The organism is Noviherbaspirillum phoenicis (assembly GCF_047237965.1).
GTDB lineage: Bacteria > Pseudomonadota > Gammaproteobacteria > Burkholderiales > Burkholderiaceae_D > Noviherbaspirillum_A.
Window position 1 is genome coordinate 194,207 of record NZ_JBDFLX010000005.1, and the last position, 25,927, is coordinate 220,133.

Genomic DNA, 25,927 nt, shown 5'->3' on the forward strand with positions numbered 1-25,927 from the left:
GCCTGCCGTCCGTGCCGCATTCAGGGAAAGCCATAGCGCACGCCGACGAATATCGTGCGGCCCTCGGTGGCATAGTTTTTCGCCAGTTCATAGTCCTTGTCAAAGAGATTGCCGATGCGGCCGAACACGGACCAGTCCCGGTTCAGCGCCAGGCTGGCATGCAGGTTCACCAGGCCATAGCCCGGCAGCCGCGTGGCGCCGCCCGCATATTCGAAACGCTCGGACGACAACACCGCCTCGACGCCGGCGCGCCATGCGCCCTGCACATAGTCGGCGGCGAGCGCCGCATGGCGCCGCGCCCGGCGCTGCAGCAGCCTGTCGTTGCTTTCGTCATGCGGGTCCTGCAGGTCCAGCGATGCCCTCAGCTGCAGCCTGCCCAGCCGGGTGCCGGCGCCCACCGTCAGGCCGCGCAGCAGGGCCTGGTTGACGTTGTAGGCGCAGCCGTTGGCATACACCGCGGGCCGGATCGGGCAGGGGTTGGCATTGACCAGCAGGTTGCTGATCGGGCTGCGGTACAGGGCGGCGCTGAACTGGCTCATGCCGTCATCGTAATACAGGCCCAGCTCCGCATTCCTGCCGGTCTCGGGCCGGTTGTCCGGTATGCCGTAAGGCCGGCCGCCGCTGACGGCATACAGCTCGTTGAAGGTGGGCTGCCGGAAGCTCGACGCCAGGCTGGCGTTGGCCCGCCAGGCCGGCGCGAAACGGTAGCCGTAGGCAATGCTGCCGGTAGTCTTCGAGCCGAACTGCGAGCTGTCGTCATTGCGCACGCTGGCGCTGGCCAGGTGCATGCCGCGCCGCAGCTGGTAGGACAGCGCCGCCGAGTCGGTGGTGCGCTTGCGCTCCAGTGCGGCGCTGGTGGCGTCGACGCTTTCCTCGCGCCGTTCCAGCAGCGCCTGCAGCAGGTCGGGACCGAAGGCGATGTCGTTCTGCCAGCTGATGCTGTTCTGCGTGGTGTCGAAGCGGTCGGTGGCGATGCGGTAGGCGCTGCCCGTGCCGGTGCCGGCAATGGAGCGTAGCTCGTCGCGCGACTGCGAGACCTGCAGCTGGCTGGTCCAGTCGGGCGTGAAGCGGTTGCGGCTGGTGAGCGCGTAGGCGCCGAGCCGGCTCAGGTTGCGGTCGTCGTAATAGCGGCGCGTGCCGCGGGCCGCCGCCACCGAACTGTCGAACTGGGCGTCGAGCCGGCTCTGCAGCAGGATCATGCCAAGCTGGTGGCCCGGCGCAAGGTCGTAGGACAGGCTGGCGTTGGCGCTTTCGCGTTCATAGCCATCCTTGTCCGGGTCCTGGCTGGCCAGGCCCGGCTTCTTCACCGAAAAGCCGTCCGCGCTCTGCCGCGCCACGCCGAAGGCATAGCGGAAGTTGTGTTCGCCGCCGGTCGAGCCGGCCAGGCTGGCGTCGACGCTGCGGCTGCCGTAGGTGCCGGCGCCGGCTGACGCGGCCAGCCGCGGCGCTCCCTCGCCCTTCCGGGTGAAAATCTGCAGCACGCCGCCGACCGCGTTGGCGCCATACAGCGTGGCCAGCGGGCCATAGACGATCTCGATGCGGTCGATCTGCGACAGCGGAATGGTTTGCCAGCTCGGCTCGCCGCTGGTGGACGAGCCGATGCGGATGCCGTCGATCAGCACCACGCTCTGCTTGCCTTCGGCGCCGCGCAGATACACCGTGGCGCTGCTGCCCGGCCCGCCGTTCTGCACGATTTCCAAGCCGCGCTGCGCTTGCAGCAGGGTCGTGATCGAGTTCGCGCCGGACTGCGCGATCTGCGCGGCGCTGATGACGGTGGCATCGGCCAGCAGGTCGGCACGGCCCTGCGGCGTGCGGGTCGATGTGACGACGATGTCGTCCATGCGTTGTTGCGGCGCCTGGGCCGAGACAGCCGACGGCAGGCCGGCGGCGAAGGAGAATGCGAAGGCGAACGGCATGAAGCCGGCAGGGGCCGGTCTTGTCTGGATAACGGACATGAAATGATCAATGGCGAATTCTCCGGCCTGCCTCCCCGCAAGCCGGATTACCAGGAAGGCTGGAGCCTGTCATGGCTCTTGCCTTCCACCTGTCCTGGCCGGTATCCGGGCTGACAAGGCGGACCGTCCTGCCTTCCCATGCTTGTCGCACAGTGGCTTTCAGGACGGCCGTCGCATGCAGACTGCAGCATGCGACGCTTGCTTACCGTTGCGGGGGCAGCACACGTTATGTCGATCCGTCGACGCCAGTCGCGGACCGCGTGTTTCCCGTTTAACTGCGGACAAGGACATGTCCGCGGGCACCAGAACGGCCGCTATTGTAATCGGGTACTTAACAATTGACCAAGCAGATTAACCAGGCGCGGTTTCGAAAAGGTAATCAGGGTCCGCTTGCGCAATCCGCAATCACCAGTTCGCCATAGGCGATCCGGTGCGGCGCGCGGGCTGCCGCAGCGGCAATGTCGGCGATGTCGTGATGCGCCAGCGCCGCCAGCAGCAGCCGGATCACGCCGGCATGGCAGACCAGCACCGCATCCCGGCCATCGCTTTTCAGGCCGTCATGAAAGGCTTTTACGCGCTCGGCCACGTCCAGCACCCGCTCGCCGCCGCCGGGCCGATAGGCCGCCGCGTCGGCGGCCCAGGCATCCACCTCGCTGCGCGGGATGCTGTCCCAGGCCTGCATTTCCCAGGCGCCGAAGTCCATCTCCAGCAGCCTGGCGTCGTAGCGCACCGTTGCGCCCAATGCGCTGGCCAGGGGTTCGGCCAGCGCCGCGCAGCGTGCTGCCGGGCTGGACCACAACGCCGCCTCGCGCGGCAGCCGCGGCGCCAGCGCGCTGGCTGCCTCCAGCGCACGTTCGACGGGCACCGCCAGCTCGCTGCGGCCATAGCAGATGCCGGCGGCGACCTCGGGCTGCGGATGGCGGATCAGGTAGAGCCGCATCGCCTCAGCGCCCGGCCACTGCCAGCAGGCCCAGGTAGAACAGGACCTCGGCCACCTGCTGCACCGCGCCCAGGCAGTCGCCGGTATAGCCGCCCAGCCGGCGCAGGAACAGGCGCGCCATCCATGCGGTGCCGCCCAGCGCGAGCAGGCAGCCCGGCAGCGCGCCATGCCAGGCCAGCAGGCCGGTCGCGCACAGCGCCAGCAGCGGCGCAATGCCGGTGCAGACCGCAATCGCGAATTCGCCATTGCTCATGCGGGTGGCCAGCGGCTTGGCCTTGCCTTCATGCCGGGCATAGGCCATCAGCCGGATCAGCGAACCCGACATCAGGCGCGACAGCGGATGCGCCGCCAGCAGGCCGGCCGCGGCAGTCCATGCCGGCAGGCTGGCCAGCGTCGCGATCTTCAGCGCCAGCATCAGCATGATGCCGATCGCGCCGAAGGCGCCGACGCGCGAGTCCTTCATGATTTCCAGCGTGCGCTCGGCGGTGTAGCCGCCGCCCATGCCGTCGCAGACATCGGCGAAGCCATCCTCGTGAAAGGCGCCGGTCAGCAGGATGCCCAGCGAGGTCGACAGCAGCGCGGCCACGGCAGGCGGCCACAGCTGCGCCGCAGCGGCATGGACGCTTGCGGTGGCCAGGCCGACGATCAGGCCCACTGCCGGGAAATAGCGCGCCGCATGATGCAGCCATTCCGGATCGAAACCCACCCGCTGCGGTATCGGTATGCGGGTGAAGAACTGCAGGGCCACGAAGAACAGCCGCAGCTGGTGCTTGACTGCGGGTACCACGCCGGCCGGCCGGCTCATGCGCCGGCCGCCCTGTTGCTGACCGCGGCCGACTCGAAGGTCGCCATCTCGCAGAGGAAGCCGGCGGCCGCCTGCACCAGCGGCAGCGCCAGCGCCGCGCCGCTGCCTTCGCCCAGCCGCATGCCCAGCTGCAGCAGCGGCCGGCCGCCTAGGTGCCGCAGCAGCTGCGCATGGCCATGCTCGCCCGAGCAGTGGGCAAACACGCAGTAGTCGAGCACGGCGGGCTGCAGGCGCGCCGCCACCAGCAGGGCGCTGCTGACGATGAAGCCATCGATCAGCAGCACCATGCGCCGCTCTGCCGCTTTCAGCATTGCGCCGGCCATCATTGCGATCTCCAGGCCGCCGAAGGTGGCAAGCACATCCAGCGGCGCCGTCACGTCCCGGTGCAGCGCCACCGCGGCGTCGATCACGGCCGCCTTGCGGCGCACGCCGTCGGCATCCAGGCCGGTGCCGGCGCCAACGCAGTCGGCCAGCGGCAGGCCGGTCAGCTTGTGCATCAGGGCCGCGGCGGAGGTGGTATTGCCGATGCCCATTTCGCCGAAAGCCAGCAGGTTGCCTGGCAGCGCATCGGCCAGCGCCTGGCCATGCGCCAGCGCCGTGTCGCGTTGGTCCGCGCTCATCGCCGGCTCGCGCGCGAAGTTGCGGGTGCCGGGCGCGACCTTGCGGTCGGTCAGGCCGGCGAGCGCGCCGAAGTGGTGGTTCACCCCGGCATCGACCACCTGCAGTGCGCAGCCGGTCTGGCGCGCGAACACATTGATGGCCGCGCCGCCGGCGAGGAAGTTGGCCACCATTTGCGCCGTCACGCTCTGCGGATAGGGCGAGACGTTTTCCGCGACGATGCCATGGTCGGCGGCAAACACCAGCATCGCCGGCTTCTCGATGCGCGGCCGCACGGTGCGCTGGATCAGGCCCAGCTGCAGCGCCAGGTCTTCCAGCATGCCGAGGCTGCCGGGCGGCTTGGTCTTGGCGTTCATGGCGGCGGCAAGCCGGCTGGCCAGATCGGCGTCGGCAATGGCATTTACTGTCGGGATGGGCATGAAGGAAGGGGGAGCAAGAAAGCGTGGAGTGTAGAAGCGCCGGAGGACAGCGTCAAATCAGGTGCGCGGGCGATGGCAGGAGGAAGGGCAAGTCGCTGCGCTGATAGTGCCGAAAGCCTTCCCGTGATCGGCCGCCAGCCGCCTGGCTGCGCGGCGTCAATGCACGAGTCGACAGGCGCTGCGGCAACGCGTTCCTGCCCTTGGCGCCAACACGCACCTGGCAGGACTGCCATCAAGCCCCCCGGCCCCGCCGTGCCCATAGAATGAGCCTCCAACCATAGCCGTGGAGATCCCGATGCCGCACGCCACCCGCATCCTGCGCCTGCCCGGCGACGGGCTGGACCTGCATGTCGAAGTCACCGGCGAGGGCAGCCCGGTGATCCTGCTGCACGGCTTTCCGGAAAGCGGTCACTCATGGCGCCACCAGGTCGGGCCGCTGGCCGAGGCCGGCTATGCCGCCTGGGTGCCCAACCTGCGCGGCTATCCGCCATCGGCCGTGTCCGTCCGGCAGGAGGACTACCACCTGCGCCGGCTGGCCGCGGACGTAGCCGCCATCGTGCGGGCCAGCGGCCATGCGCGCGCCCATGTGGTCGGCCACGACTGGGGCGGCATCATTGCCTGGACTTTCGCCGGTTTGTATCCGGCGCTGCTGGACAAACTGGTGATCATGAATGCGCCGCACATGGCGATCTATTCCGGCAAGGTGTGGCGCAGCAGCCAGCTGCCGCGCAGCCTGTATGCGGTGTTCTTCCAGCTGCCGCTGTTGCCGGAAGCGGCAATCTCGGCCATGAACTACCGCATGATGCGCGAGATGTTTGCCCGCCTGCCGCTGCAGAAGACCGCCTTCGGCCCCGACGATATCCAGCGCTACGTGGACTGTCTGTCGCAGGCCGGCGCCCTGAAGGCCGCGCTCGACTACTACCGGGAGAACATGCGCAGCGACGGCATGGCGCTGGCGGCCTCGGTGCATACCGAAGCCAGCACGCTGGTGATCTGGGGCGACCACGATCCTGCCCTTGGGGTGTTCCTGCTCGAAGGCCTGCCGCGCTACGCGCCGAATGCGCGCATCCAGCGCATCGGCAAGGCCAGCCACTGGGTGCAGAACGAAGCGCCGGCCGAGGTCAACCAGGCGCTGCTGCGGTTTCTGAAGGAATGAGGATGCCCCGGCCGCATGGCCGGAGGCGTGGCATGGGTTCAGTCGAGCTTGATCTGGGCGTCGGAAATGACCTTGCCCCATTGCGCGATCTCGGCCTTGAACCAGGCGCCGAACTCGTCCGGCGTGTTGGTCTGCGGCTCGGCGCCCTGCCCGGCCATCTTCTCGCGCACGTCCGGCATCTTCACGATGCGCGCCATCTCGGCATTGAGCTTGTTGATGATGGGCTTGGGCGTGCCGGCCGGCGCCATCACGCCCTGCCAGCTGCCGGACACGAAGCCCGGCACGGTCTCGCCAATGGTCGGCACGTTGGGCAGCTGCGGAAGCCTCTTGGCGCTGGACACCGCCAGGAGGCGCAGCTTGCCGTCCTTCACATGCGGATAGGTGGCCACCATGCCGTTCATGGTGACGTCGATCTGGCCGCCGACCAGGTCGGTGATGGCCTGGGCGCCGCCCTTGTACGGAATGTAGCCCCATTCGGCGCCGGTCTTCTGCGCAAACAACACGCCGGCCAGGTGGGCCGCGCTGCCGGTGCCGGCGGCTGCGGCAAAATTGACCTTGCCCTTCTGCGCCTTGGAATAGCTGACCAGTTCCTTCACGGACTGCACTGGCATGCCGGGATAGGTCACGAGCAGATGCGGCGAATAGGCCAGCAGCGTCACAGGCGCCAGGTTGGCGGTGGGACTGAACGGCAGCTTGGGATAGAGCGTAGGGCTGATCGCCAGGTTGCCCACGTCCATCAGCAGCAGGGTGTAGCCATCGGGTTCGGACTTGGCGACCAAGTCAGCGCCGATGTTGCCGTTGGCGCCGGCGCGGTTTTCCACCACCACCGGCTGGCCCCAGGCGTCGGTCAGCTTCTGGCCCACCATGCGCGCCAGCACATCGGAAGTGCCGCCGGCCGGGAACGGCACCACGATGCGGATTGGCTTTTTCGGATAGCCGGCGGCGGCGTCCTGCGCGGTGGCGGCCGTGGTGGCCAGAAAGCCGGCACAGGCGGCGGCCAGCAACGCTACGGTTTTCATCATCTTCGTCTCCAGTGGTTTGCTGCGGGTCTGCATCCGAATGGCTTGATGCAAAACGGTCATTTTTCCGGGCTGTCTGCGCAGCGCCTGTGCGGCGATTATAGGCATCGCATCGATATTCGTCTAAGCTAGAAAATGGATCCATCCATGCGGAAATTGAATCGATGATTGAGCTCTTCCAGATCAAATGCTTCGCGGCGGTCGCCGAGGAACTGCATTTCGGCCGCGCCGCGGCCCGGCTGTTCATGACCCAGCCGCCGCTGAGCCGGCAGATACAGATGCTGGAGCAGGCGCTGGGCGTGCAGTTGCTGGAGCGCTCCAGTCGCAGCGTGCGGCTGACGCCGGCCGGTCAGGCGTTCTACCGCGACGGCACGGCTGTCCTGGCCATGACCAGCCAGGCGGCCGATACCGCGCGCCGCATTGCCAGCGGCGATGCCGGCCGGGTGGTGCTGGGCTATACCGCGGTCGCCGGCTATGCGCTGATACCCGAACTGGTGGCGGCATTGCAGAAGCGCTTCCCGGCAGTCGACATCGTGCTGCGGGAAATGGTGTCATCCGACCAGCAGCAGGCGCTGTCCTCGCACGGCATCGACCTCGCCTTCCTGCGGCCGCTGGTTTCCGGCGAGGCCTTCGGGTATGCGCTGGCGTCGAAGGAACCGCTGCTGCTGGCGCTTCCGGCCAGCCATGCGCTCGCCGCCAGGCCGCGCCCGGCGCTGAAGGACCTGGCGGGACAGGACTTCATCATGTACGACCCGGTTGAAGGCAGCTACTTCCACCAGAAGATCGCGAGCCTGTTCGCCGCTTCCGGCATCGCGCCGCGCTACGTGCAGCAGATCGCGCAGACCCACACCATCCTGGGCCTGGTGCGCGCCGGCATCGGCATGGCCATCGTGCCGGCATCGGCCCAGTCGCTGCGCCTGGAAAACATCGTCTACCGGCCGCTGTGGCGCAAGGATGCGGTGGCCGAACTCTACATGGCCTGGCCGTTGGCGCATCGGAATCCGGCGCTGGATGCGGTCAGGGACTTCGCGCTTGACTGCCTGGCCGGCCAGGGTGGCATCGATGCGCCCACACGCTGAAGCATTGACGGCCGGCAAGGGTTCCGGCCGCACCTGCGTCTTCCCGTGATTTCACGCATGCCTTGCGTGCGCGCAGCCCGAACCATAGGCAGGTGAAGGGACTCGAATTTTCAATAAATGGCGCCATATGCCATCCCGTCTTCCCGATAAAGCACACCATGCAAAAACTGACCGCAAAACTGTTGTTGACCCTTGTCGCATGCGCCCTGGTCGTGCCTGAGTCGTATGCGAAGCGCCTGGGCGGCGGCCGCTCGGTGGGCCGCCAGTCCCAGGTGGCCCGGCAGCGTGCGGCGCCGCCACCGCCGTTAGTCAGGCCGCGACCGGCGCCGCCGGTCGCGCCTCCCGTTGCGCAGCCGCGCGTGGTACGGCCGCCCTATATCGGCCCTGCGCCGGCACAGGTGCAGCGCCGTTCGGGCAGTTCGCTCGGCGGCATGTTCAGCGGCGCATTGCTGGGCCTGGGCCTGGGCTCCGTGCTGGGCTCCAGCCATGCGCAGGCAGCAGCCGAGCAGGAGGCGGCACGGCAGGAGGCGGAGAGGCAGGAGGCGGAGAGGCAGGATAAGGAAGCGGCTGCCGCGAGCAACCAGGCAGCGAGCCCACCGGCGCCCGGCGGGGAGCCAACTGCGCCGGGCGCATCGGGTAACTGGTAAGCGCGTCGTGCCAGTGGCGGCTGGAATCGGAACGGATCGACAGGAGCAAGAGCATGAAACACAGTGCCATCCCACTGCTCAGCATTACAGCGAGCATGTTGCTGTTTGGCTGCGTCACCCGAACGGTGGAGGTGCGACCGGTCGCGCCGGTCGTGGAAGCGCGTTCGGCTCCAGTAACAGCCGCTGCCCGCCTTTACCCTGCGCCGCCGCCGGCACCAGCACCAGTGCTCAGCGGCGCCAGCAGCGTTGCGCAGGATGCGGACTCAGGGCGGGTGGGTCCGTCGGAAAACCCGACCGGCGTACGCGTAGAAGCGGTTATCCCAGGCGTCTCCACTGGTCGCTCGCTTCTGTTTGAAACTGACAAGCTTACCAGGCCAGGCATTCTCCCCACGCCGTGAGCACGTCTTCTAAATCATGGCCACTGTCTTGCCCGCTTCTGGCCAGGCAATGCCTGCAGCAGCAATTCGTTTCAACGTAAAAATTCGGACGCACTGCCGTCCATCCTGCTGTGCCCAGCACAACGCTAAAACTGCGCGACCTGCACGGCGGAGACACGGTGCCACCTCGGATTGGATTGTCGCTGCAAGGTCGTTTTCGTCACCGGTTTGCCCGCCTCAGGCTTCATCCGTTTCTTGTTTCGTAGGACAGAAAAGCTGACGGTTGTCAGGCTGCTCCAGGAATATGTCATCGATCAGATAACGGACCGCTTCGACGTCGTTGAACATCAAAACGTCGATGATTGACAGGCCGGCTTCGAAACCATCTCGTCCCTGGTTATATGAGCGGAGATTATTCTGAAGGAATGTGATCTTGATGCCATTTTTTTCAAACTGATCTACGTCAAAAAGATCCTTGCCTCCGACTGGATTGCAATACTCGTCAGCCTGCAATTTCTTGCTTATCTTCAGCGCCCAATCCCCAGGTCCATTCATGGCCCCCAAACTCATGCCGATCTTGCTGAAAACGTCGAAATTGGCTGGGATATGCAGGTAACGACAAGTTTTCGTCAATACATATGCATTGAGATCCACAATGCTGCCGGTTTGAATATCCAGGCAGGATTCGACCAATGACAGCGCCTCCCGATAAAACGGTGCTCTCGAGCTGTAATGTGCGAGTTGCCTCAGTATTCGATTTTTCCAGTCTTGCCTATCATCGATCTCCATATCACCAATCAACGTGCTAAGTCCCTTCTTCTTCAGCGGCACCGTGATGTACTGCCATCCCTCGCCTGGCTTCAGGATGCGGTTTCTATTGATCCAGCCGTGCCTGATATATTGCACGCTGTCCAGCAGAACGAATTTATCTGTGTTCTTTATTAAGCTGTAATAACCGAGATAGGGGAAAAAATAGGGCTGCATGATTCCAATCCGCACTTGCCGTCTCCTCGCCTTAGCCGCATGTAAACTGCGGTTGAATATCAGGATTTTTGCGAGCTACAGTGGTCCGGCATGCGGTGGCGCTGCTCTGCACACTGCATGCCGACTCCTCTTGCCACATCCGATCGAAGAAAGGCGGCGCAAAATGGCATTGGCCGCCCGGGTTGCAAGAACAGCCGCCCTGTCCATCATCCTATGCTGACGAACTTTGCCACCGATGGCACGCCATTTCCATCCACGATAAAAAGCATGTAATACCCCGGCGGCACCAACCCGCTGGAAGATGGAATTGTCGCGCGCAGGTTGCTGCCAGTGCCTTGGGTGGCCAGCTTGATCGCTCGCTGGTGCATGTCATTCCCATGTGTGACAGCGCCTGGTGCGATCAGCATGACACTCGAGATCGTCTTGGCGTTGGTCCCGATCGAAAAAAGCTGCCCTCTAGCCACCTGCGCAGGCGCCGACGTGATCTGGGGCCGTGCGCCCTTGAACAGGTAAGGAGGGGAGTAGATCTGTACGCGATGCGAGCTTGCGCTGGATGGATCCCGGTCATCCTCCGACAGCAGGACCGTTGCGTCCGGCAGAAGAAGCGCACTTGAATGGTATCCCGCCGGTATGGTGATGGGCGCCGTTTCTATCCAACTCCCGGTCAGATCGGTCGCAGTCTTGTTATAGATTTCGGTCTGCCACACCGGATTGTCATAGAGCGCGCTGACGCTGGTGCCCCCCACTGTAAACAATGTCCCATCCGGCAGGATGACGGAATTCGAATTATGGCGGGCATACAACCACTCAGGAAAAGCCTTCCATCCTCCGCCTGGATTGAAACCATCGATCCATTCATTACGCTTCAGGGCGACCCCTGCGTTATAGTCCACGCCGCCCGCGAGCATGACCGTCTGCCGGTTCGGGTTGACCGAGGCATCCGTGTAGCTGATCCCGTTTCCATACCCGTAATGCTGGCTGAGCATGCCCTGGGTGTTGGCCCATGACCAAGTGCCAACCGTAAGAAGTGCGCTGTTGCTTATGTCAGGGCCGGCCTGCAGCATCTGACCGGAAGGCATCATGAATTGGAAAGGATAAAGGCCGGTTGGGTTATGCGTGGAAACGACGCTCATTGTGTTCTGGTTGTTTGCCGTGGGGGTGAAAAGCTCAACCACGTTGGTGACGGCCTCGCTTCCCGTCTGGTCATAGCCACTTGTAATCAGCACCCGGTTGTCGGGAAGCTGCGTGGTTGTTGGATACCATCGCCCAACCGACATGTCAGGCATCTGCCGCGTCCACGTTTCCTTTTGCGGATCAAACGTGTAATGGGTCAGAGCGCCTTCCCAGCCGGTTAGCCCTGCCGCCGCATTGGGATCGGGATACCGCAGATTACCCCCTGCCACGTAGACGCGTCCATCGTTCAGCACCGTTTGGCCACCACACCAGATATTCTCGGGTGGCGCTATCGAATGGCCGGTTTTCGTAGCAGGATCCCATATATAGGAAACTCCGGTGTTTGAATTGTTTGGATCCTGGTAATGCGACGGCTCGTAGGACCAGAACAGGACCTTTCCATTGTTAAGCAATACGGCGGTAATGCCTGGCACCGGGATGACGACAGGGTCGCTCCATTGACCTCCAGTGTTGGTGGGCTTGGTACGTGCCGCTGACAATAGCGTCGCGCTGGGGCTGGGGGCGCTGAGCTGCCTGTTCTTCATGCGGCATTGTATTTGCCGGCCCATGGCATGTTCGTTAGCGTGCGCCTTGCCAAGCAGCGCAGTTTCCTTTTGCCTAAGTTGCGCCTCCGCAGTCGCGTTCGTGCAGGCGTCGCTTCCCGTTGTCGAGCCGTTTGCGGCAGCGGCTGCAGTAGGTTGCTGCCCATGCACGACCGGGACGACGCCACACGATAGAACGAGAAGTGCGGCAAGCGGTTTTTTTCGTAAATCAGATATCAGGTACATTTGAAAACTCCTTGATCAGGTATCCTCTCCGGTGACTTATCCCGCCGCCCGGCGTACAAACCGTTTGCCATTTCTCCGCACTCTTGACCCAACGCGTCGCCGCGTATCAAAACAGGTGCTTTCCTGGCTTAGGGCGCAGGCATGAAGGGATAGGCAGCAATTACTGCCTAAAAGGCTATCCTGAAAAAAGCATAGCGAGTTCCATTGGCGATTTCGATAGCGGCCGGTAAATTCGCCGCATCATTTGGCCCGTGAATGCTGGACGTTCTACCTATGTCAGTAGAGGTCGCACCTATGTTACCGATGGGCGTCTGACACAGTCACGACTTTGCGCCGGACCCGCCCCGCACGCTGTAACGCAATTGCGCTGCTTGAATGAACTGCAAGGTAATTCATCGTGGAAGCCATCATGTGGATCAACCATTGTCACGACGCGCATCGCATCCTATTCCGGCGCTTGGATACCTTCGCTCCCACGCATTCCATTGCGATTCCGCTGCGCACTCTGATATCTCCCTGGCAGGAAATCACGACGGCCGGTCCGCGCACCTTCCAAGGCCCTCAAGTAGACCGCGCTGACTTCCCGGCACATCCGCTCGGAACAAAAGTTGTCCGCATAACTGCGGTACGCCGCATCGCGCATGGCATGCCAGTCCGCTGCGCCCATGGAGCCGATCAATTCTGCCAGGCTCTTACTGCAGCCGCTCCGGAAGAAACGGCCGGTGACATGCTCGGTAACGATTTCCGGAAGGGAGCAGCAATCGCTTGCAACTACCGGCAGCCCGTAACTTTGCGCTTCGGCTGCCACCAGCCCGAATGCCTCCCACCGGCTTGGCATCACGAGCAGGTCTGCATGGCGAAGATACCCAGCCATGTCATGCGGCTTCAACCATCCGGTGTAAGTGATGTTGCTTCGATCATGAGGCATGGATCCCGAAAGCACGGGAGCCCCGATTGCCGTTAAATGGAAAGGCCCCGCTTTCTCGAGCAGGGCCATCGCATGCTCCAGCAGGTCAAATCCCTTTTGGTAATCGAACCTTCCAACGTAAAGCAAATTGATTCTTCCCGCTTCAAATGGATTGGGTTGCATGCGGTCATTCGGCGGCTCCACCCCATTGAGGACCACCTCGATCAGCCTTTCAGGCAGGCCATGCACCGCAGCTTCGCCGGCCTCATACCGGCTCACGCAGATGATGCGGTCACTCAAGCCGGCCAAAAGCCGCTCTACCAACGCATATAAATATTCCCTGGCTCCCTCCCCCTTCATCAGGAAGCTCCAGCCATGCGGGCAGTAGATAACCTTTGGCTGCCGGAAGGGCCGCAGCAATAAAAGGACGAGACGGCCAAAACAACCCGCGAATGTGCTGTGCAGGTGAACGACATCGGGATTGAACCGCCAGACGATCACGGCAAGGCATATGGTAAAGGACATGAACGAATGCAGGTCTCTGCCGGATCGGCGGAAAGCCATCATGCCGATGCGGTTTGGGATTTCGGATCTCTGGGAGTCAGGAACGAGACAGACCTGCCTCATGCCGTGCGCCGTCTGTGCGGCAAGAAGCTGTCGCAGGACGGTCGCGATGCCGCCTTGGATTGTCTCGGCTGCGTGCAAAACTCTCATGATGGACCTCATCTCTTTCCGAAGCTTGCTGTCGGCATTCATGTCTACGCATATCGCTGGTGCAAAGCGTTCCGCATCCTGACGGCGCAGGTTCGTTATCTATGAAAGCAATTTGCTTCCGGATCGATTAACCACACGCCGCGACGTAAGACATGCACGGTGACTCCGCCGCCGAAGTCAGTAATAGTCCGAACAGGTTCGAGACACAGTCATCACAGCGTATATGCACGAGGCCTTTAGAACGATAACGAGCAGAAAGGAATGCACGTGAAATAACGCACGTTTGCGGGCTGTTAGACCTGCCTCAGATCTGGTTACTTTTATGCCCATGGCTGCGGAGCCCGGTTGCAAGCGCCTTCCTGCCGTCCTGAGCCATCGCCGGAGGGCACGGTGGCCGCCGGCAGCGCGGCCCTTGGTGCATCTACCGTGCCGGCGACATTACCCGACTGGCGACCTCGAACCGCAGGTCCGCACCGCCTCCATTGATGACGACGGGCATTCCACTCACTCTGATCCTGCCGGTGCTTCCACTGCCTGTACGCAGCGTCCGGCGGTCCGCAGGCGTGATGATGGCTTGCGCGCTAATATCGGTGCTTGGCCCATCGCTAAGGACAGCTACGACGAGTTCGACATTTCTTGGTGACCAAAGCACGTAGGTAAGGCGATTGTCACCACCGGTAAAGACGAGGCAAGAAAGAAACTCATCTGTCTGGCAGGAGCGCGGCCGGTCTGCCGACTTGATCAGGCTGGCCGTCGCGCGCAGCGCGTGGAGTGCGGGCTTAGGGACGCCTTCCTTGTTCACAAGTCCGAAGTGATGTTCGGGATCATGGGGATCGGACCCATCGTCCTGATAGCCATACCACCATACTCCCCGCACATAAGCGCGGCTCGAGGCCAGAAGCAGCATGCGTGCGACATACTGCGCTACCGCAGCCTGGCTGATTCCTGATGCGCCGATATGGTCCGGCCAGCCAATTTCGGTGATGTAGAAAGGGACAAGCCGTCCCGTCTTCCGAAATATCCTCTCGTTTGCATTGTCGAGCCATCGAGCGACCTCTTCCGGCTTGTTCCCGTCGCCACTTGGCCCGTCGCCATCTGCAAAGTTGTAGGGATGCATGGCGATGCCGTCGTAGTGGGCTCCTGCGTTACCGACTACTTCGAGCAACCATTCCAGGTCGCGATAGCCGAGTCCGCCAATCAGGACCGTCGCATCCGGATCGACCTGCTTTATCGCGGCATTCGCAGCGCCGACGAGTCTGGCAAAGTGTCGTGCGGACGTGGACTTGTCGAAAGGGGGCGGGCTGGGAAAACCGGTTCCGGCATTCCACTCATTCCACACTTCGTAAATGCGTACCTTTCCCTTCAGCCGAGTGGCGATGTATTGCGCATACCGGGCAAAGGCAGCCTGTGCTTCTTCGCTGACAGGATAGCTTCCGCGATCGTAGAACTGGTTGCCATAGTTAAGGATCACCAACGGCCTGAAACCACGCAAGACACTCCTGTCGACCGCTTCCTGAAGCGGCATCAATTCCGGCGGAAACGCATAGATTCCCTTTTCCTGCTCGACTGCGCTCCATAACGGCTCCACACGAATCGAATTCATGCCGCTGGCTTGGGCATGCTCAATGAACAAAGCCGGATCAGTATGATTGCCGAGAATATGCGCCGTGACGCCAATGAGGAATTCCGATGCGTATGCCTTGCCTCCAAGCCAAGTGCTTAAAAGCATCGCAAAGCCACACAGGAAACGCAGAATCATTTAGACAACCCTCTTTGCCACGTTGAACTGCGTCACTTACGACGGAATGCGCCCGGTATCCATCCGCTTACCTATCTATGAGCCCAGCGCGTCTTGTGGCACCGGGATCACGTGCCGATACATGCTTTCCAGTGCATCGACATGGTGCTCCATGCAAGGTGGATCGTGCCAGAAACGGTCATACGCGGCCCTGCCCATCCTCGCCGCCAGGTCCCCATCCTTCTGCAGCTGTTCCATCTTCCGTGCGAGGTCCTCCGCGTTGCCACCTTTGAACCACAGCCCGGTTACACCATCGACGACGTTTTCGCGTGCGGCGCACGTATCCGGAACAAGGGCGGGAATGCCGATCGCCGCCGCTTCATCAATCACCAAAGGCTGAACCTCATGCCAGAGGGAAGGGAGCACAAGCGCCCTGGCACGAAATAATTGCGCCGATATGGCGTCGGCCGGCAACCATCCCGTGATTTTCGCGCCCGGATAGATCGACCTGATCTGCGCCCCTTCCGTTCCATCGCCAATGAACACCACGTCCGCCCCGATCCGCGACGCTGCTTCGGCAAGAAGCGTGCACCCCTTCTCCCGACTCAGCCTTCCGACGAATGCAAAATCATGGTTCCGAGACACGTTCGCTGGCTCCCCATGGGGGACACTGACCGGATTTCTTATCCAGGAAATTCGTGCCGACGCAGGCAAGTAGGGGAGCAACCGGTCTACGCTCATTCGAGACAGCCCAATGAAGGCGTCCACGCATGCGGGAAAATGATCGTAATAGGATTGCTTGGCCTGTCTGGATACGCGCCAAAGCTTTTGCGGATAGCTCCGTGCGTCGCAGTGGGTTGTGATGCATTTTCGGCTCAATGGAACGAGCGGGCATATCGATTCGCTCTGGTAGTTGAAGAAGCCGCCGTTTGGACAAGATGAAAAGTAGTCATGGAGCGTGACGACCATCTTGCAGCGGCACTGCGACGCCGACGCTATCACGCTTGATGAAAGCGCCTTTGTCCACCCATGTAAATGCACCACCGTTTCATTCACCGGCAAGCGTGACAAAAGTGCTGACATCATCCTGTGTGCTTTGCGGTTCCAGATTCCCTGCGTCGCGGCACGCAAGCGGCTGGGATCGCGCACGATCTCATGCTGCCCGGTGCATATCACCGACAAGTTTGGATGCCGTAACCATTCCGCGGCGGGGCCCACTGCGCATACGACGATGACATGGTGTCCGCGCTCCGCGAGCGCGAGGGCGCTGGACAATGCGACCCGGGCGGCGCCGCCGTTCACATAGCCGAAATCATTAACGATAACAATGTGCATCGTGCTGCCTCCATAATCGGTAGCAATCGGTAGCAATCGGTAGGAATCGGTGCAATGGACTCCGCCAGGCCAACGTCATACTGACTGCATTGCATATGCTCTCGGCCAAGGCAACCTCGTCCGGCGAGCGCTGTGTCGTCGCAGACGCGCACTCTCAGCCGGTATTGCTGACCCAGCCCCTTACTGTCGCGATATGCGCTCTTATTTTCAGCGACCGCAGGCGCTGAAGGTCGATCAGATGCCCTGCCGTGAAGCCGAAAACCACGGCCAGCACCGCGCCTTCCATAATGCTTGCGGTCATCCCGTACACCGCAACCAGCATTGCGCAACCAAACACGAACGCATCCACGTCCGTCTTCAGGTCAAGCCGCTGTGCTTGATGGGCAAAGAGCAGCAGATAGACCAGCGCCAGAAGGCCAAAATTTGCATAGGCGTAAACAAACAGGTTGTCTGCCCAGTTCCATATCACCGCTTCGGAGAACATTTGCGGCGTGCCAATCCCCCCAATTCCTCGACCGAGCAGGAAGTCGCCATAGTTCGCAACCAGTTCAAAAGCTTGAGGCCATGTGTTCTCGATCCGGTCCATATAGGACATGAAGAGAAGGCGTTCGATTGGACTAGTTGAATCAACCTTGAAGGCGAACAGACCACTGCCAATCGGAGCCAGGATCATGGTCGTAACCGGCAGCCAGATCAAACGCGACAGCGCAGCCGATCCAAGCGCCGCATTCCTGAACCAGAGGATCACAGAGATAATGCCGTAGGCAAGCACGACGCCTTTTGCGGTGGTGATCGCGATTGCAACTCCAGCGCTTGACCACACCAGAATCCTGACCCAGGCGGCCCGCGAAAAAACGGTGACATAGAGCGCAGATATAAGGCAATAAACTGCGGCGTCGTAGGACGCCCTTGTCAACCCGGCTATACGTCGTTCCTCGCCCGCCCACCACAGCACATTGGCAGTCACGCGGACGCCGTCAACGTAATAGACCAGTCCCTCCCAAGGAAAGGCGTAAAAATAGTTCGTAATAATTGCGCCGGCTGTCAAAGCGTAGACGCACGACATGCCCGGCACGGCGCGCCGATACCCGTCATCTGCCACCTTCAACGCAAACATTCCGAAGAGAAAAGGGACAATGAGCTTCAACCCGAAAAGTATTTGCCTGGCATCCGGTATATACAGCAGCGACACAAGCAGATGCAGTGCGAGCAGGCACCCGACAAGAAGTGGAAGGTAGACATTCTCAGCCCTGGTATTGAAGGCCAGTGCATAGAGCGTCATGGCAGGCAGCAGGAACTCGCGACCGTACAGTAACGGCTCCAACCCGACAAGGTGAAGGCCGTAGCGGAGCGCAGCTTCGAAGATGAATGTCAGCCCGTAGGTAACGAATCCGATGGAAATAACTCTGTTCATTGTGCCGCCTGGTATCAATGTCGCGCTACAACCGTGCTATCCGATCGACTGCATCAGCAGGCTCTCGTATTCGCCGACCATGCGTGTATCCCTGTACATTCCGTATTTTTCGCGCGCAGCGTCGCCTAGCTTGCGCAGTAAAGCGGGCCGCTGCAGCACTGCAGCCAAATAGGCCTGCAGAGATTCGGCCTCGCGGTAGGGAAAGACATACCCCGTTCTTCCGTGCTCCACCATTTCAGGCAATCCGCCGCGATCCGACGCGATCACCGGGATGCCGTTCCGGTATGCCTCCATGACGACCGTGGGAAGAGAGTCGTTGCAGAGCGAGGGAACGACAAGAAGGTCAATTTGCTTGTATGCGATTTCGGCGTCTACATGGCCAAGAAATTCGATATTGGTCATGGGAAAACGATTCCGCAGCTGGCGCTCGTAATCTGGATCGCCCGCTCCCGCGATGACAAGCCGGCAGCCGTTCTGTGGGAGAGCCGAGACGGCGCTGAGCAGCATTTCGATTCCCTTCTCGGGCACGAGGCGCCCTACGAATCCGATGCATAGGACGTTTGCGTCCTTTTGCGAAGCGGCCTGGCGCGCCCTGCCTGGCAGGCCGTTATAGATGACGGTGTGTGATGTCGCATTCGCGAAATAGCCTGCCTCGAGATGGCGCTGCAACAGATATCGACTGACGCCAACCACCTTATCGACTAGTCCTGACGAATGCTTTGCCGGTGCCGCGCAAGCCGAGCACGCAGCACACTGGCCGTCACAATTTCCGCTGCGTCGGGACATCACGTGCCGTATGCACATGAGTCCATGGTCATGCAAGGTGTGGACGATGGGTATATGCCTGCGCTTGATTGTCGACCAGGCGGCACAGGAGAATCCGCTCAACATATGGGTGTTGACGACATCCGGTTTTTCCGCGGCCAGTATATTGTCCAGGTCCCCGGCCATCAGCAAGTTGTAGCTATTGGCCAGGTGCCATAACGGCTTGAGAAGGCGATTGCGTTTTTTCGGCGTGTAAGGCCAGTAAACATTCTTCAATCCGACGTAATAAACCCTGACTCCGTCAACCTGCGCTTTCACTACTCCCGATTCAGGACGAAGCGAGACCACGGCTATCTCATGGCCCGCGCCTAGCAAGCCTTCACTAATTATGCGGACAATTTTTTCCGCACCTCCCTGCACGTTGGGATGATAGAGCGTGTTCAGCAATAATAACTTCATGTCCATACCTCAAGCGATGAGTGCGTCTTCCAGTCTGATGTGCGTGTGGCCGTCGCGCCTGCCCGCTTGCGGGCAGCGCCTTGCGGTGCAGTTCGCTCAAGCAAGTCATTTGATAGGTCCACTGGCCCTTGGCTTTCGAAAAAAATGCATTGCAGTCAGGCGCCTTTCATCAGCGAAGCCGTGATTTCCCGGGCACAGCCGGCGGTTTCGTCTTAGTTCCCGTTCAAGCAGCGGCAGCAATATGAGAGGGGAGAGAAAACAGAACAGCGAGGTTGCAACTGCAAGACCCTTCACATCCCCATAAAAAAATCCGGCCGCCTTGAGCACAAGCCCGGCTGTGAAAGTCACAGTTAGTACGATCGCTGGCGCACGGGTATTACCCATCGCAAAAAATGCCTCGACCAGCACCAGCCCGGCCATTCCGCCGGTAAGGACGCCTACAAGCAGCATGGTCAACCAGTGGAAATTCTCGATGGCTGCAGGCGCGATATGATGCAGGCGCCCTGTTAATTCCAGCGCAGGAGACAGCATCAGGACCAAGGCAGCGTAGCAGCACAGGGCAACGAGAATGACACGTGACAATGCGCTTCGGTACAGCGAGGTAAATTCGCTCCAGGCGCCAGCCTTCGCATGGTTTGCCAGAATCGGCAGAATTGGAGCACACAGAGCCTTGCCAAGAATGGCGCTGGCGGCAAGGTGAATCTGCTGCGCCATATAGAAGGTCGAAAGGTCACCGCCACGTCCTTGCGAAGTAAGGTAGCGATCGAACAGCTGGTCCGACTTGTAGTAGGCAGAACTTGCCAGCAGGGGCTTGACCTGATGCCACACTGCCTGAATCCGGCGCGGATTGTTCCATGCGGGCCACCCGAAATTGGGCAACAGGAACGCGACGATGATGATCCCCCTTCCGGCCATCAGCCAGGCTGCTCCCGTTACACCATAAGCCGGGTATATGACAAGAAGTGCGAGTACGGAAAGCAAGCTCGCCACGCAGGGAGCAAGTTCGGCACGGGCAAAGTGTTGCCTGGCGTGACACGCGGCTATGAGGATTGCGGTCCAGCTGGTAAAGACCAGTCCAACTATCTGAAGGCGAGTGAGCTGTACAGTCAGATCCTTCGCGTGCTCGGGGAACCCGGCGACGATCAAAGGAGCCCAGATCTCGACTGACATATACAAAACGGCAGCAAATGGAACGAAGATTGCGGTCATCGCAGTAAGGAGGGCGTAAACCGCGTGGGAAACGCGTTCGCTCTCCTGCTGGGAGAAAAATGGAACCAGCACATGCATCAGCGAACTGTTTGCGATCGTAGCCAGCAACTGCGGCACCGCGAACGAGGCGAAAAATGCGTCCGCTTCGTGTCCTGGTCCTTTGGCTAGAACAATGTACCCTTGAAACAGGAACCATAGCAGCATGTTTGCCGCTGTTATCGCGCCAAGCTGGATGCTGGTTCGTGCACAGACCATGGATAGGTTCCAATACATTATTGAGTCAGTAGGCCGGCGCGAACGGACATTAGATTGCTTTGCCACTAAACGAATTCATTACTGACCCCACAATGGATGCGCCGGCGATTTGTATTGCTGCGAGGAGTTCGGTCATCTCCAGAGCGCGAGTACGGTGACGGTGCGCCACAACCAGGGCCGCGCCGGCGGCTGCGGCCATCGACTGAACATCCGTGCCGTCGCAAAGTGGTGGTGTGTCGATGAGCACGACATCAAAGTCGTTGCAGACGCTTGCGATGAGCGACCGGAATCCTGACTGGCTTGTCATTTCTTCGGGATGAGGCGGGTTTGGTCCGCGGGGAAGGATACCCAGTTCACCGTTGTCGCCTATGCGCTGTATGGAGTGATCGCCAGAACGTCCTGCCAGCATGGTGGATAGCCCGCTTACGTTGCCAATGCCGAATATCTCATGTTGACGTCCTCTTCTCAGGTCCCCGTCGACCAGAAGGGTGCGCTTCCCGAGTTGGGCAAAGGATGCGGCCAGGTTCGCGGCAACGTAGGACTTTCCTTCGGCTTTCCCGGCGCTCGCAATGACCAGGGACTTGCCAGCCATGTTTGACGAAAAGCAGCGATGAAGCAACGCCGCTCGCAGGCGTCGAATCGCGTTTGCTTCTTGCGAATCCGGTGCAGCAATGATCACGAGATCGCGGTTGAGCGATCCTTCGTTCAGGCCCAGTTTGGGCGTGCGAAACTGCCTTGCCAGCGCCTTGTCCAGATCCGCCGCCCTGATCATTCCGAGGCGCACTGCGACTTGCCCAAATATTTCCCCTGTTCGGGATTGTTCCTGCAGCACGGCATGGACGGCAGGCCAGTTCATGCAATGGAAGTCGACCAGGATGGCGCCAAGAGCCCATTCGTCGGATGGCCCTATCCCGGCTGCACGTGGTTCGGAAGCATTTAGCAGTGTTGGATTCATGGCAGTCGCAAGAGAGGATGATTACAGGATCACCTGATGTCGGCGAATTTGGACAGGCGCGGGTAGAAAGCGCCTTGCGAAGCCAAGCGGACCGGATGACAACCGATCTCCGCCAGCACAGGAAGGGAATAATTGATCGTCATATCCAGCACGCTTCTGATTCTGCGATCACGTTTTTCCAGCAGCAGCGCAATCAGCCCCCCAATCAGAATTCCAGCCAAAGCGGCAATGAGGAAGGTTCGTAGTAACCGTGGAGAGGAAGGCCGTGCTGGTGGCGTGGCGGGATTCAGCACCGCGACGTAGGCTTGCTTGGTCTGACCTTCAAGCTGCTGGTGACCGGACCGCTGCAATGCGTTGTCGTACGCCCGCTGGGCATTATTAACATCGCGGTTCAAGACCGCAGCCTCATCGCGCAGCTTTTTCCTCTGCAGAAGCATGGTCTTCTGCGCGTCGACCTTTCTTTCCATGTCCTGCGCGGTACGCTGCGCTATTTTGTACTTGTCGGTAGCGCTGTTAAGAATGCGCCTGCCCTCCTCCTGGATTGTTCGCTTGAGAGCATTCATCGTATTCATCGTCTCGATATAGCGCGGATGTTCGGGGGCGAAACGGCTGACGACGATTTGCCAGTTACGCTCCTGCTGCGCGAGATCGGCCTTTAGCTGCTGAATCGTGCTGCTGGCAAGGACCTCAGAGAGATTTTCCGATTGAGAGCCGGTCTTCAAATACTTTTCCGCCTGCTGCAGCCGGGCCATGGCCTCCGTTGCCCTGCCCCATGCCTCGGCGACCTGCTTGGACATATGCTCGAGCTGCTCCAGGTCGACATCACTGCGCTCTTCCACTGACAGGATGCCGTTGGCCTGCTGGAAATCGGACAGCCTGCCCTGCGCCTTTTCCAGGTCACCCCGCAAGGCTCGTATTTGATCGGCAAAAAATTCATTGTCCTGTTTCATTGGAATCAAGTTAAGGAAATGCGACGTAGCGATGTAGCCATCGGAGAACGCGTTGGCGACGCTGGCAGCCCGCTCCGGGTCGCCGTCGCTAAAGTGCAATTCAATGATGCTCTTCTCTTTCGAAGAACGGACTCTCAGACTTTTTAGCAAGTCGTTTGCGATCCAGTCCCGTAGCAGCTCTCCATCGCTTTCATTCTCGAAACGGGCCAGATAGGACGCATCGGAGACAAGCCCTAGCTTGTCGGCCACGCGAAGTGCCACGGCCGTACTACCGATGATTTGTGCCTGGGTTTCCAGATATCCCGGCACCAGTTGCGAGGGAATGTTGGCACCGGTGACCGGGTCGGCGACCTTCGCCTCAATGAGAAGATCTACTTGCGCCGTATATTTTTTGCTCTGGATGAAGCATATGGCCGCGGCCAAGCACATCGCCGCGGTGGCCAGCAAAAATATCACCTTGCGGCGTGCGATAAATATTTGGAGATACTGTTGCAATAACATCGGTGCTCCTCATTCAAGCTTCGTGAAGCCGCAATCCGGATTCGGATTGCCTATCAAAATGCGTTTTTTCCGGTCCATCCTTTTAGCGCAGTCCAGGCTATGATCTGCATGTCCATCCAGAGCGACCAATTCTGGATGTATTCGAGGTCGAGACGCACGCGGCTTGCCATCTTGTCCAGCGTGTCCGTTTCGCCGCGCAGGCCATGAATCTGCGCCCATCCGGTGATTCCAGGCTTGACCCGATGCCGCTGCATGTACAGGTTGACCAGGTCGCCATAGTGCTCGTTATGCTCAATCGCATGGGGGCGCGGACCCACAATGGACATATCTCCGCGCAGCACATTGATAAACTGCGGGAGTTCGTCTAGGCTCGTGCGCCTGAGGAATTTTCCCAGCCTGGTGACCCGTTCGTCGTTTCTGCTCGCTTGTATCACCTTGTCATTGGGCCGGCTGACCCGCATGGTGCGGAATTTAAAGATATGAAAGCGCTTGCCGTTTAACCCATGCCGTGCCTGCTTGAAGATGACCGGTCCGGGTGAAGTAAGCTTGACGGCGATTGCGATTGTTGCCAGAAGCGGTGCCAGCATGGCAATGGCCAGCAGCGCAAGCACCCGGTCGAGGATGGCCTTTCCAAGAATCTGTATATCGCTGCCGCCCAAGCTGTTGACATCGATCGCCGCAAATCCCATGAACACCTCGGCATGCCTGCTTGCCATATTGAATTCTCCCGTTTCGGGAATGAACCTGATGCTGACCAACGTTTTGTTAAGTAGGTTGAGCAGATCCTTGAAGGACTCGGGCCGTTTCAATGGGAAGGTGACCCATACTTCATCGATCTGATGGGTCGCGATGCAAGCAGGCATGTCGGCCAGCGAGATGATCTGTGCCACCTCCGGTGTCAGCTTCAAGTCAATGCCCGGGTCTTCGCAGTAGATTGCCTTGACCTCGTAACCGTACCAATCTTTTTCTTCGGCGCTTCGGTGCAGTTGGCAACCAGTGGCGCCATAACCGATCAGTGCAACCCGCTTCAGGTTGATTCGATAGCGACGCCGAAGAATGCGCAGGAACTGGTAGATGACGATGCGGTAGACAATCAGGAAAGTCGCGGCCAGGAGATACCATTCGAGCAGCCAGGCCGGGGACAGGTCTTCCGATGAATATGCTGCAACCGTGATCAATAGGCTTGCTCCGAAAACGAGCGACCATATTCCCAGCAAGCGTCCAAGCATCTTCAGCATGGACCTTCCGCGCCACGACCCATACAGGTCGTAGCCGGAGAAATTCAGAATTGCCAGCACCGTGCAGAGATAAAGCAGCACTGTATAGGGCACAGGCGTCGGCGAATGCCATATCGAGCTGTAGTAGTAGCTGAAGCTAAGCCAGTGAGCAGTTCCAGCCAATACCCCGATGTCGATGATGCACTTCGTGAAGTCGAACAAGGTGTGTCTGCCGCTCGGAATCATGACAGTCTCGCTGTATTGGTTGTTGATGCATTGATACGCTCAGAGCCTTACAATTGATCTGAAATGCTTGCGCCTTTCGGTAAAGTACGGCGCCGGTGCTACATAAAAGACTCGCCTGAAGTCCGCTCCAACACCCAGCATGTAGCGCTACGTTTTCCAGGCGTTTTCCGTGTCCTCATGCGGGTGCGACTCCTCAGTCGCTCCAACGTTGGCTGCCGCTATTCATGCGCCAATCCGCAACGTATGCTTGCCTTCATATGATGCTATGGCTGGCATCCGCCCTATTCATATGCGGATCGGATTCAAGATAGCCACGTTCTCGTAAGGGCACACACTCTGCATCGCGAACAACGGTTCCATCAGTGAGGCACTTCGCTATGCAAGGAGACTATCGAGTCGCGATCTACAAAACAATGCGGTCACGATGTTTCAGAAGTGGCGCTTGCGTTGTACTAAGGTGCGTCGCATAGATGCTACCGGTGAACCAGGCTGGACAAGACAGCGAGCTGAATCGGCAATCAAGACGCAATACACGGAGAGCCCTCTATGGCAAAGATGTTTGCCTGTCGTGTATTGCCACTTCGTGCCGCATAGGACAGTGCACGTCAATGATGAGCAACATGAAGCCGACGCATTGAACGGCAGGTAGATAGCGAGGCTGCGGCGGCTTTCAGTGCGAGCCATTGCGGTGTTTTGTCCACGCTTTGGTAACACGGATGAGGGCAGCTTTGAATTGTCTCAAGCCATCCGGATTTCGCTCGGTATCAGATGGCCTTGATGCTTAGTATGCAGTCGAGGTCAAGAATTTCCATTGCCTCGCATGGCGCATTGGTGTGCGCTGGCCTCAGCGTTCTGCAGCAGATACGATGGAATGTTTAGTCGGCGCTACGCTGCCGTTGTCCATGCTAATTAACGAAGAACCACGCTGCCGCCTGACCATTACGCGTTAGCGGCCAGATGTGTTTTTTCATCCCTTGTCATTCATCCTAGTAGGAGGTTCAAATGTTGAAACGATACATTGCAGCCGCTGTGCTGGTAGTACCCATCATGAGTGCCTATGCGGCCGGCGCGTTACCCACCAAGCCGCCGGGGGCGCCCGAAATTGACGGTTCGTACGCGGTCCTTGGAATTGCACTGGTCGGTGGAGCGCTGAGCATTCTCAAGAAGCGCAGCAAGAAGTAGTTTTTGTGGCAGGTGTAATTTTCAGAGCAAGTTGGTTTTCCACGAAGTCTTCGTCTGCGGCCGGCAGCTTCGACCCGGACGAAGACATTTTCCTGATGTACGTTCATTCGTCGTTGCCTG

The 25,927-nt window shown here is 60.2% G+C and carries 21 protein-coding genes and 1 riboswitch; of the genes, 5 read left to right on the forward strand and 16 right to left on the reverse strand.

Going from position 1 to position 25,927, the window contains the following annotated elements; all coding sequences use genetic code 11:
- Positions 1–20 precede the first annotated feature (20 nt).
- From ABC383_RS26465 to cobT, 4 genes are all read right to left on the reverse strand, one after another.
- On the reverse strand, positions 21–1,955 hold the full coding sequence (locus tag ABC383_RS26465) for a TonB-dependent receptor domain-containing protein (RefSeq protein WP_413018782.1): 1,935 nt from the start codon (positions 1,953–1,955) through the stop codon (positions 21–23).
- Between the two features lie 79 nt (positions 1,956–2,034).
- Positions 2,035–2,277: riboswitch (cobalamin riboswitch) on the reverse strand.
- 57 nt (positions 2,278–2,334) lie between these two features.
- Complete coding sequence (locus ABC383_RS26470; protein ID WP_413018784.1) at positions 2,335–2,895, reverse strand: histidine phosphatase family protein; 561 nt, start codon at positions 2,893–2,895, stop codon at positions 2,335–2,337.
- Positions 2,896–2,899: 4 nt separating this feature from the next.
- The gene (locus ABC383_RS26475) at positions 2,900–3,700 is read right to left on the reverse strand and encodes an adenosylcobinamide-GDP ribazoletransferase (RefSeq protein ID WP_413018786.1); all 801 of its coding nucleotides are present in this window, start codon (positions 3,698–3,700) and stop codon (positions 2,900–2,902) included.
- The gene (gene cobT, locus ABC383_RS26480; RefSeq protein ID WP_413018788.1) at positions 3,697–4,737 is read right to left on the reverse strand and encodes a nicotinate-nucleotide--dimethylbenzimidazole phosphoribosyltransferase; all 1,041 of its coding nucleotides are present in this window, start codon (positions 4,735–4,737) and stop codon (positions 3,697–3,699) included. The genes ABC383_RS26475 and cobT overlap by 4 nt, the downstream gene beginning before the upstream one ends.
- A gap of 295 nt (positions 4,738–5,032) precedes the next feature.
- Here cobT and ABC383_RS26485 point away from each other — a divergent pair, with 295 nt between their 5' ends.
- Positions 5,033–5,893, forward strand: coding sequence for an alpha/beta fold hydrolase (locus tag ABC383_RS26485; RefSeq protein WP_413018789.1), 861 nt, complete (start codon positions 5,033–5,035; stop codon positions 5,891–5,893).
- 38 nt (positions 5,894–5,931) lie between these two features.
- Here ABC383_RS26485 and ABC383_RS26490 read toward each other — a convergent pair whose 3' ends face one another.
- Positions 5,932–6,915: a Bug family tripartite tricarboxylate transporter substrate binding protein gene (locus tag ABC383_RS26490; RefSeq protein WP_413018791.1), complete on the reverse strand. Its 984-nt coding sequence runs from the start codon at positions 6,913–6,915 to the stop codon at positions 5,932–5,934.
- Positions 6,916–7,076: 161 nt separating this feature from the next.
- On the opposite strand from ABC383_RS26490, the gene ABC383_RS26495 reads away from it, so the two are divergent.
- Together ABC383_RS26495 and ABC383_RS26500 are read left to right on the forward strand one after the other, a co-directional pair.
- Complete coding sequence (locus ABC383_RS26495) at positions 7,077–7,991, forward strand: LysR family transcriptional regulator (RefSeq protein WP_413018793.1); 915 nt, start codon at positions 7,077–7,079, stop codon at positions 7,989–7,991.
- A gap of 158 nt (positions 7,992–8,149) precedes the next feature.
- Positions 8,150–8,638 (forward strand): hypothetical protein, encoded by a 489-nt coding sequence (locus ABC383_RS26500; protein WP_413018794.1) that lies wholly within the window; start codon positions 8,150–8,152, stop codon positions 8,636–8,638.
- A gap of 614 nt (positions 8,639–9,252) precedes the next feature.
- Here ABC383_RS26500 and ABC383_RS26505 read toward each other — a convergent pair.
- The 3 genes from ABC383_RS26505 to ABC383_RS26515 all read right to left on the reverse strand — a co-directional run bounded on the left by ABC383_RS26505 (position 9,253) and on the right by ABC383_RS26515 (position 13,494).
- The gene (locus tag ABC383_RS26505) at positions 9,253–9,999 is read right to left on the reverse strand and encodes a WbqC family protein (protein ID WP_413018796.1); all 747 of its coding nucleotides are present in this window, start codon (positions 9,997–9,999) and stop codon (positions 9,253–9,255) included.
- A 206-nt stretch (positions 10,000–10,205) separates the two neighbouring features.
- Positions 10,206–11,960: a galactose oxidase-like domain-containing protein gene (locus ABC383_RS26510; RefSeq protein ID WP_413018797.1), complete on the reverse strand. Its 1,755-nt coding sequence runs from the start codon at positions 11,958–11,960 to the stop codon at positions 10,206–10,208.
- Positions 11,961–12,405: 445 nt separating this feature from the next.
- Positions 12,406–13,494 carry a glycosyltransferase gene (locus tag ABC383_RS26515; RefSeq protein WP_413019328.1) on the reverse strand — a complete coding sequence of 363 codons (1,089 nt, stop codon included), beginning with the start codon at positions 13,492–13,494 and terminating at the stop codon, positions 12,406–12,408.
- On the opposite strand from ABC383_RS26515, the gene ABC383_RS26520 reads away from it, so the two are divergent.
- Entirely contained in the window at positions 13,399–13,686 is a 288-nt protein-coding gene (locus tag ABC383_RS26520) for a hypothetical protein (RefSeq protein WP_413019347.1), read from the forward strand. The two genes, ABC383_RS26515 and ABC383_RS26520, sit on opposite strands and share 96 nt — an antisense overlap.
- A gap of 316 nt (positions 13,687–14,002) precedes the next feature.
- Here ABC383_RS26520 and ABC383_RS26525 read toward each other — a convergent pair whose 3' ends face one another.
- The 8 genes from ABC383_RS26525 to ABC383_RS26560 form a co-directional block, all read right to left on the reverse strand.
- Complete coding sequence (locus ABC383_RS26525; protein ID WP_413018799.1) at positions 14,003–15,340, reverse strand: cellulase family glycosylhydrolase; 1,338 nt, start codon at positions 15,338–15,340, stop codon at positions 14,003–14,005.
- A gap of 75 nt (positions 15,341–15,415) precedes the next feature.
- Positions 15,416–16,654, reverse strand: a complete 1,239-nt coding sequence (locus ABC383_RS26530; protein WP_413018800.1) for a glycosyltransferase family 4 protein — start codon at positions 16,652–16,654, stop codon at positions 15,416–15,418.
- Between the two features lie 154 nt (positions 16,655–16,808).
- Complete coding sequence (locus ABC383_RS26535; RefSeq protein ID WP_413018802.1) at positions 16,809–18,068, reverse strand: hypothetical protein; 1,260 nt, start codon at positions 18,066–18,068, stop codon at positions 16,809–16,811.
- 36 nt (positions 18,069–18,104) lie between these two features.
- Positions 18,105–19,292, reverse strand: a complete 1,188-nt coding sequence (locus tag ABC383_RS26540) for a glycosyltransferase family 4 protein (protein ID WP_413018804.1) — start codon at positions 19,290–19,292, stop codon at positions 18,105–18,107.
- Between the two features lie 105 nt (positions 19,293–19,397).
- The gene (locus ABC383_RS26545; protein ID WP_413018805.1) at positions 19,398–20,756 is read right to left on the reverse strand and encodes a lipid II flippase MurJ; all 1,359 of its coding nucleotides are present in this window, start codon (positions 20,754–20,756) and stop codon (positions 19,398–19,400) included.
- A gap of 49 nt (positions 20,757–20,805) precedes the next feature.
- Positions 20,806–21,711: a CpsD/CapB family tyrosine-protein kinase gene (locus tag ABC383_RS26550; protein WP_413018807.1), complete on the reverse strand. Its 906-nt coding sequence runs from the start codon at positions 21,709–21,711 to the stop codon at positions 20,806–20,808.
- A 29-nt stretch (positions 21,712–21,740) separates the two neighbouring features.
- Positions 21,741–23,162: a Wzz/FepE/Etk N-terminal domain-containing protein gene (locus tag ABC383_RS26555; protein WP_413018808.1), complete on the reverse strand. Its 1,422-nt coding sequence runs from the start codon at positions 23,160–23,162 to the stop codon at positions 21,741–21,743.
- Positions 23,163–23,215: 53 nt separating this feature from the next.
- Complete coding sequence (locus ABC383_RS26560) at positions 23,216–24,625, reverse strand: undecaprenyl-phosphate glucose phosphotransferase (protein WP_413018810.1); 1,410 nt, start codon at positions 24,623–24,625, stop codon at positions 23,216–23,218.
- A gap of 1,002 nt (positions 24,626–25,627) precedes the next feature.
- Between ABC383_RS26560 and ABC383_RS26565 the strand changes: the two genes are divergently transcribed.
- The gene (locus ABC383_RS26565; protein ID WP_413018812.1) at positions 25,628–25,807 is read left to right on the forward strand and encodes an LPXTG cell wall anchor domain-containing protein; all 180 of its coding nucleotides are present in this window, start codon (positions 25,628–25,630) and stop codon (positions 25,805–25,807) included.
- Positions 25,808–25,927 lie beyond the last annotated feature (120 nt).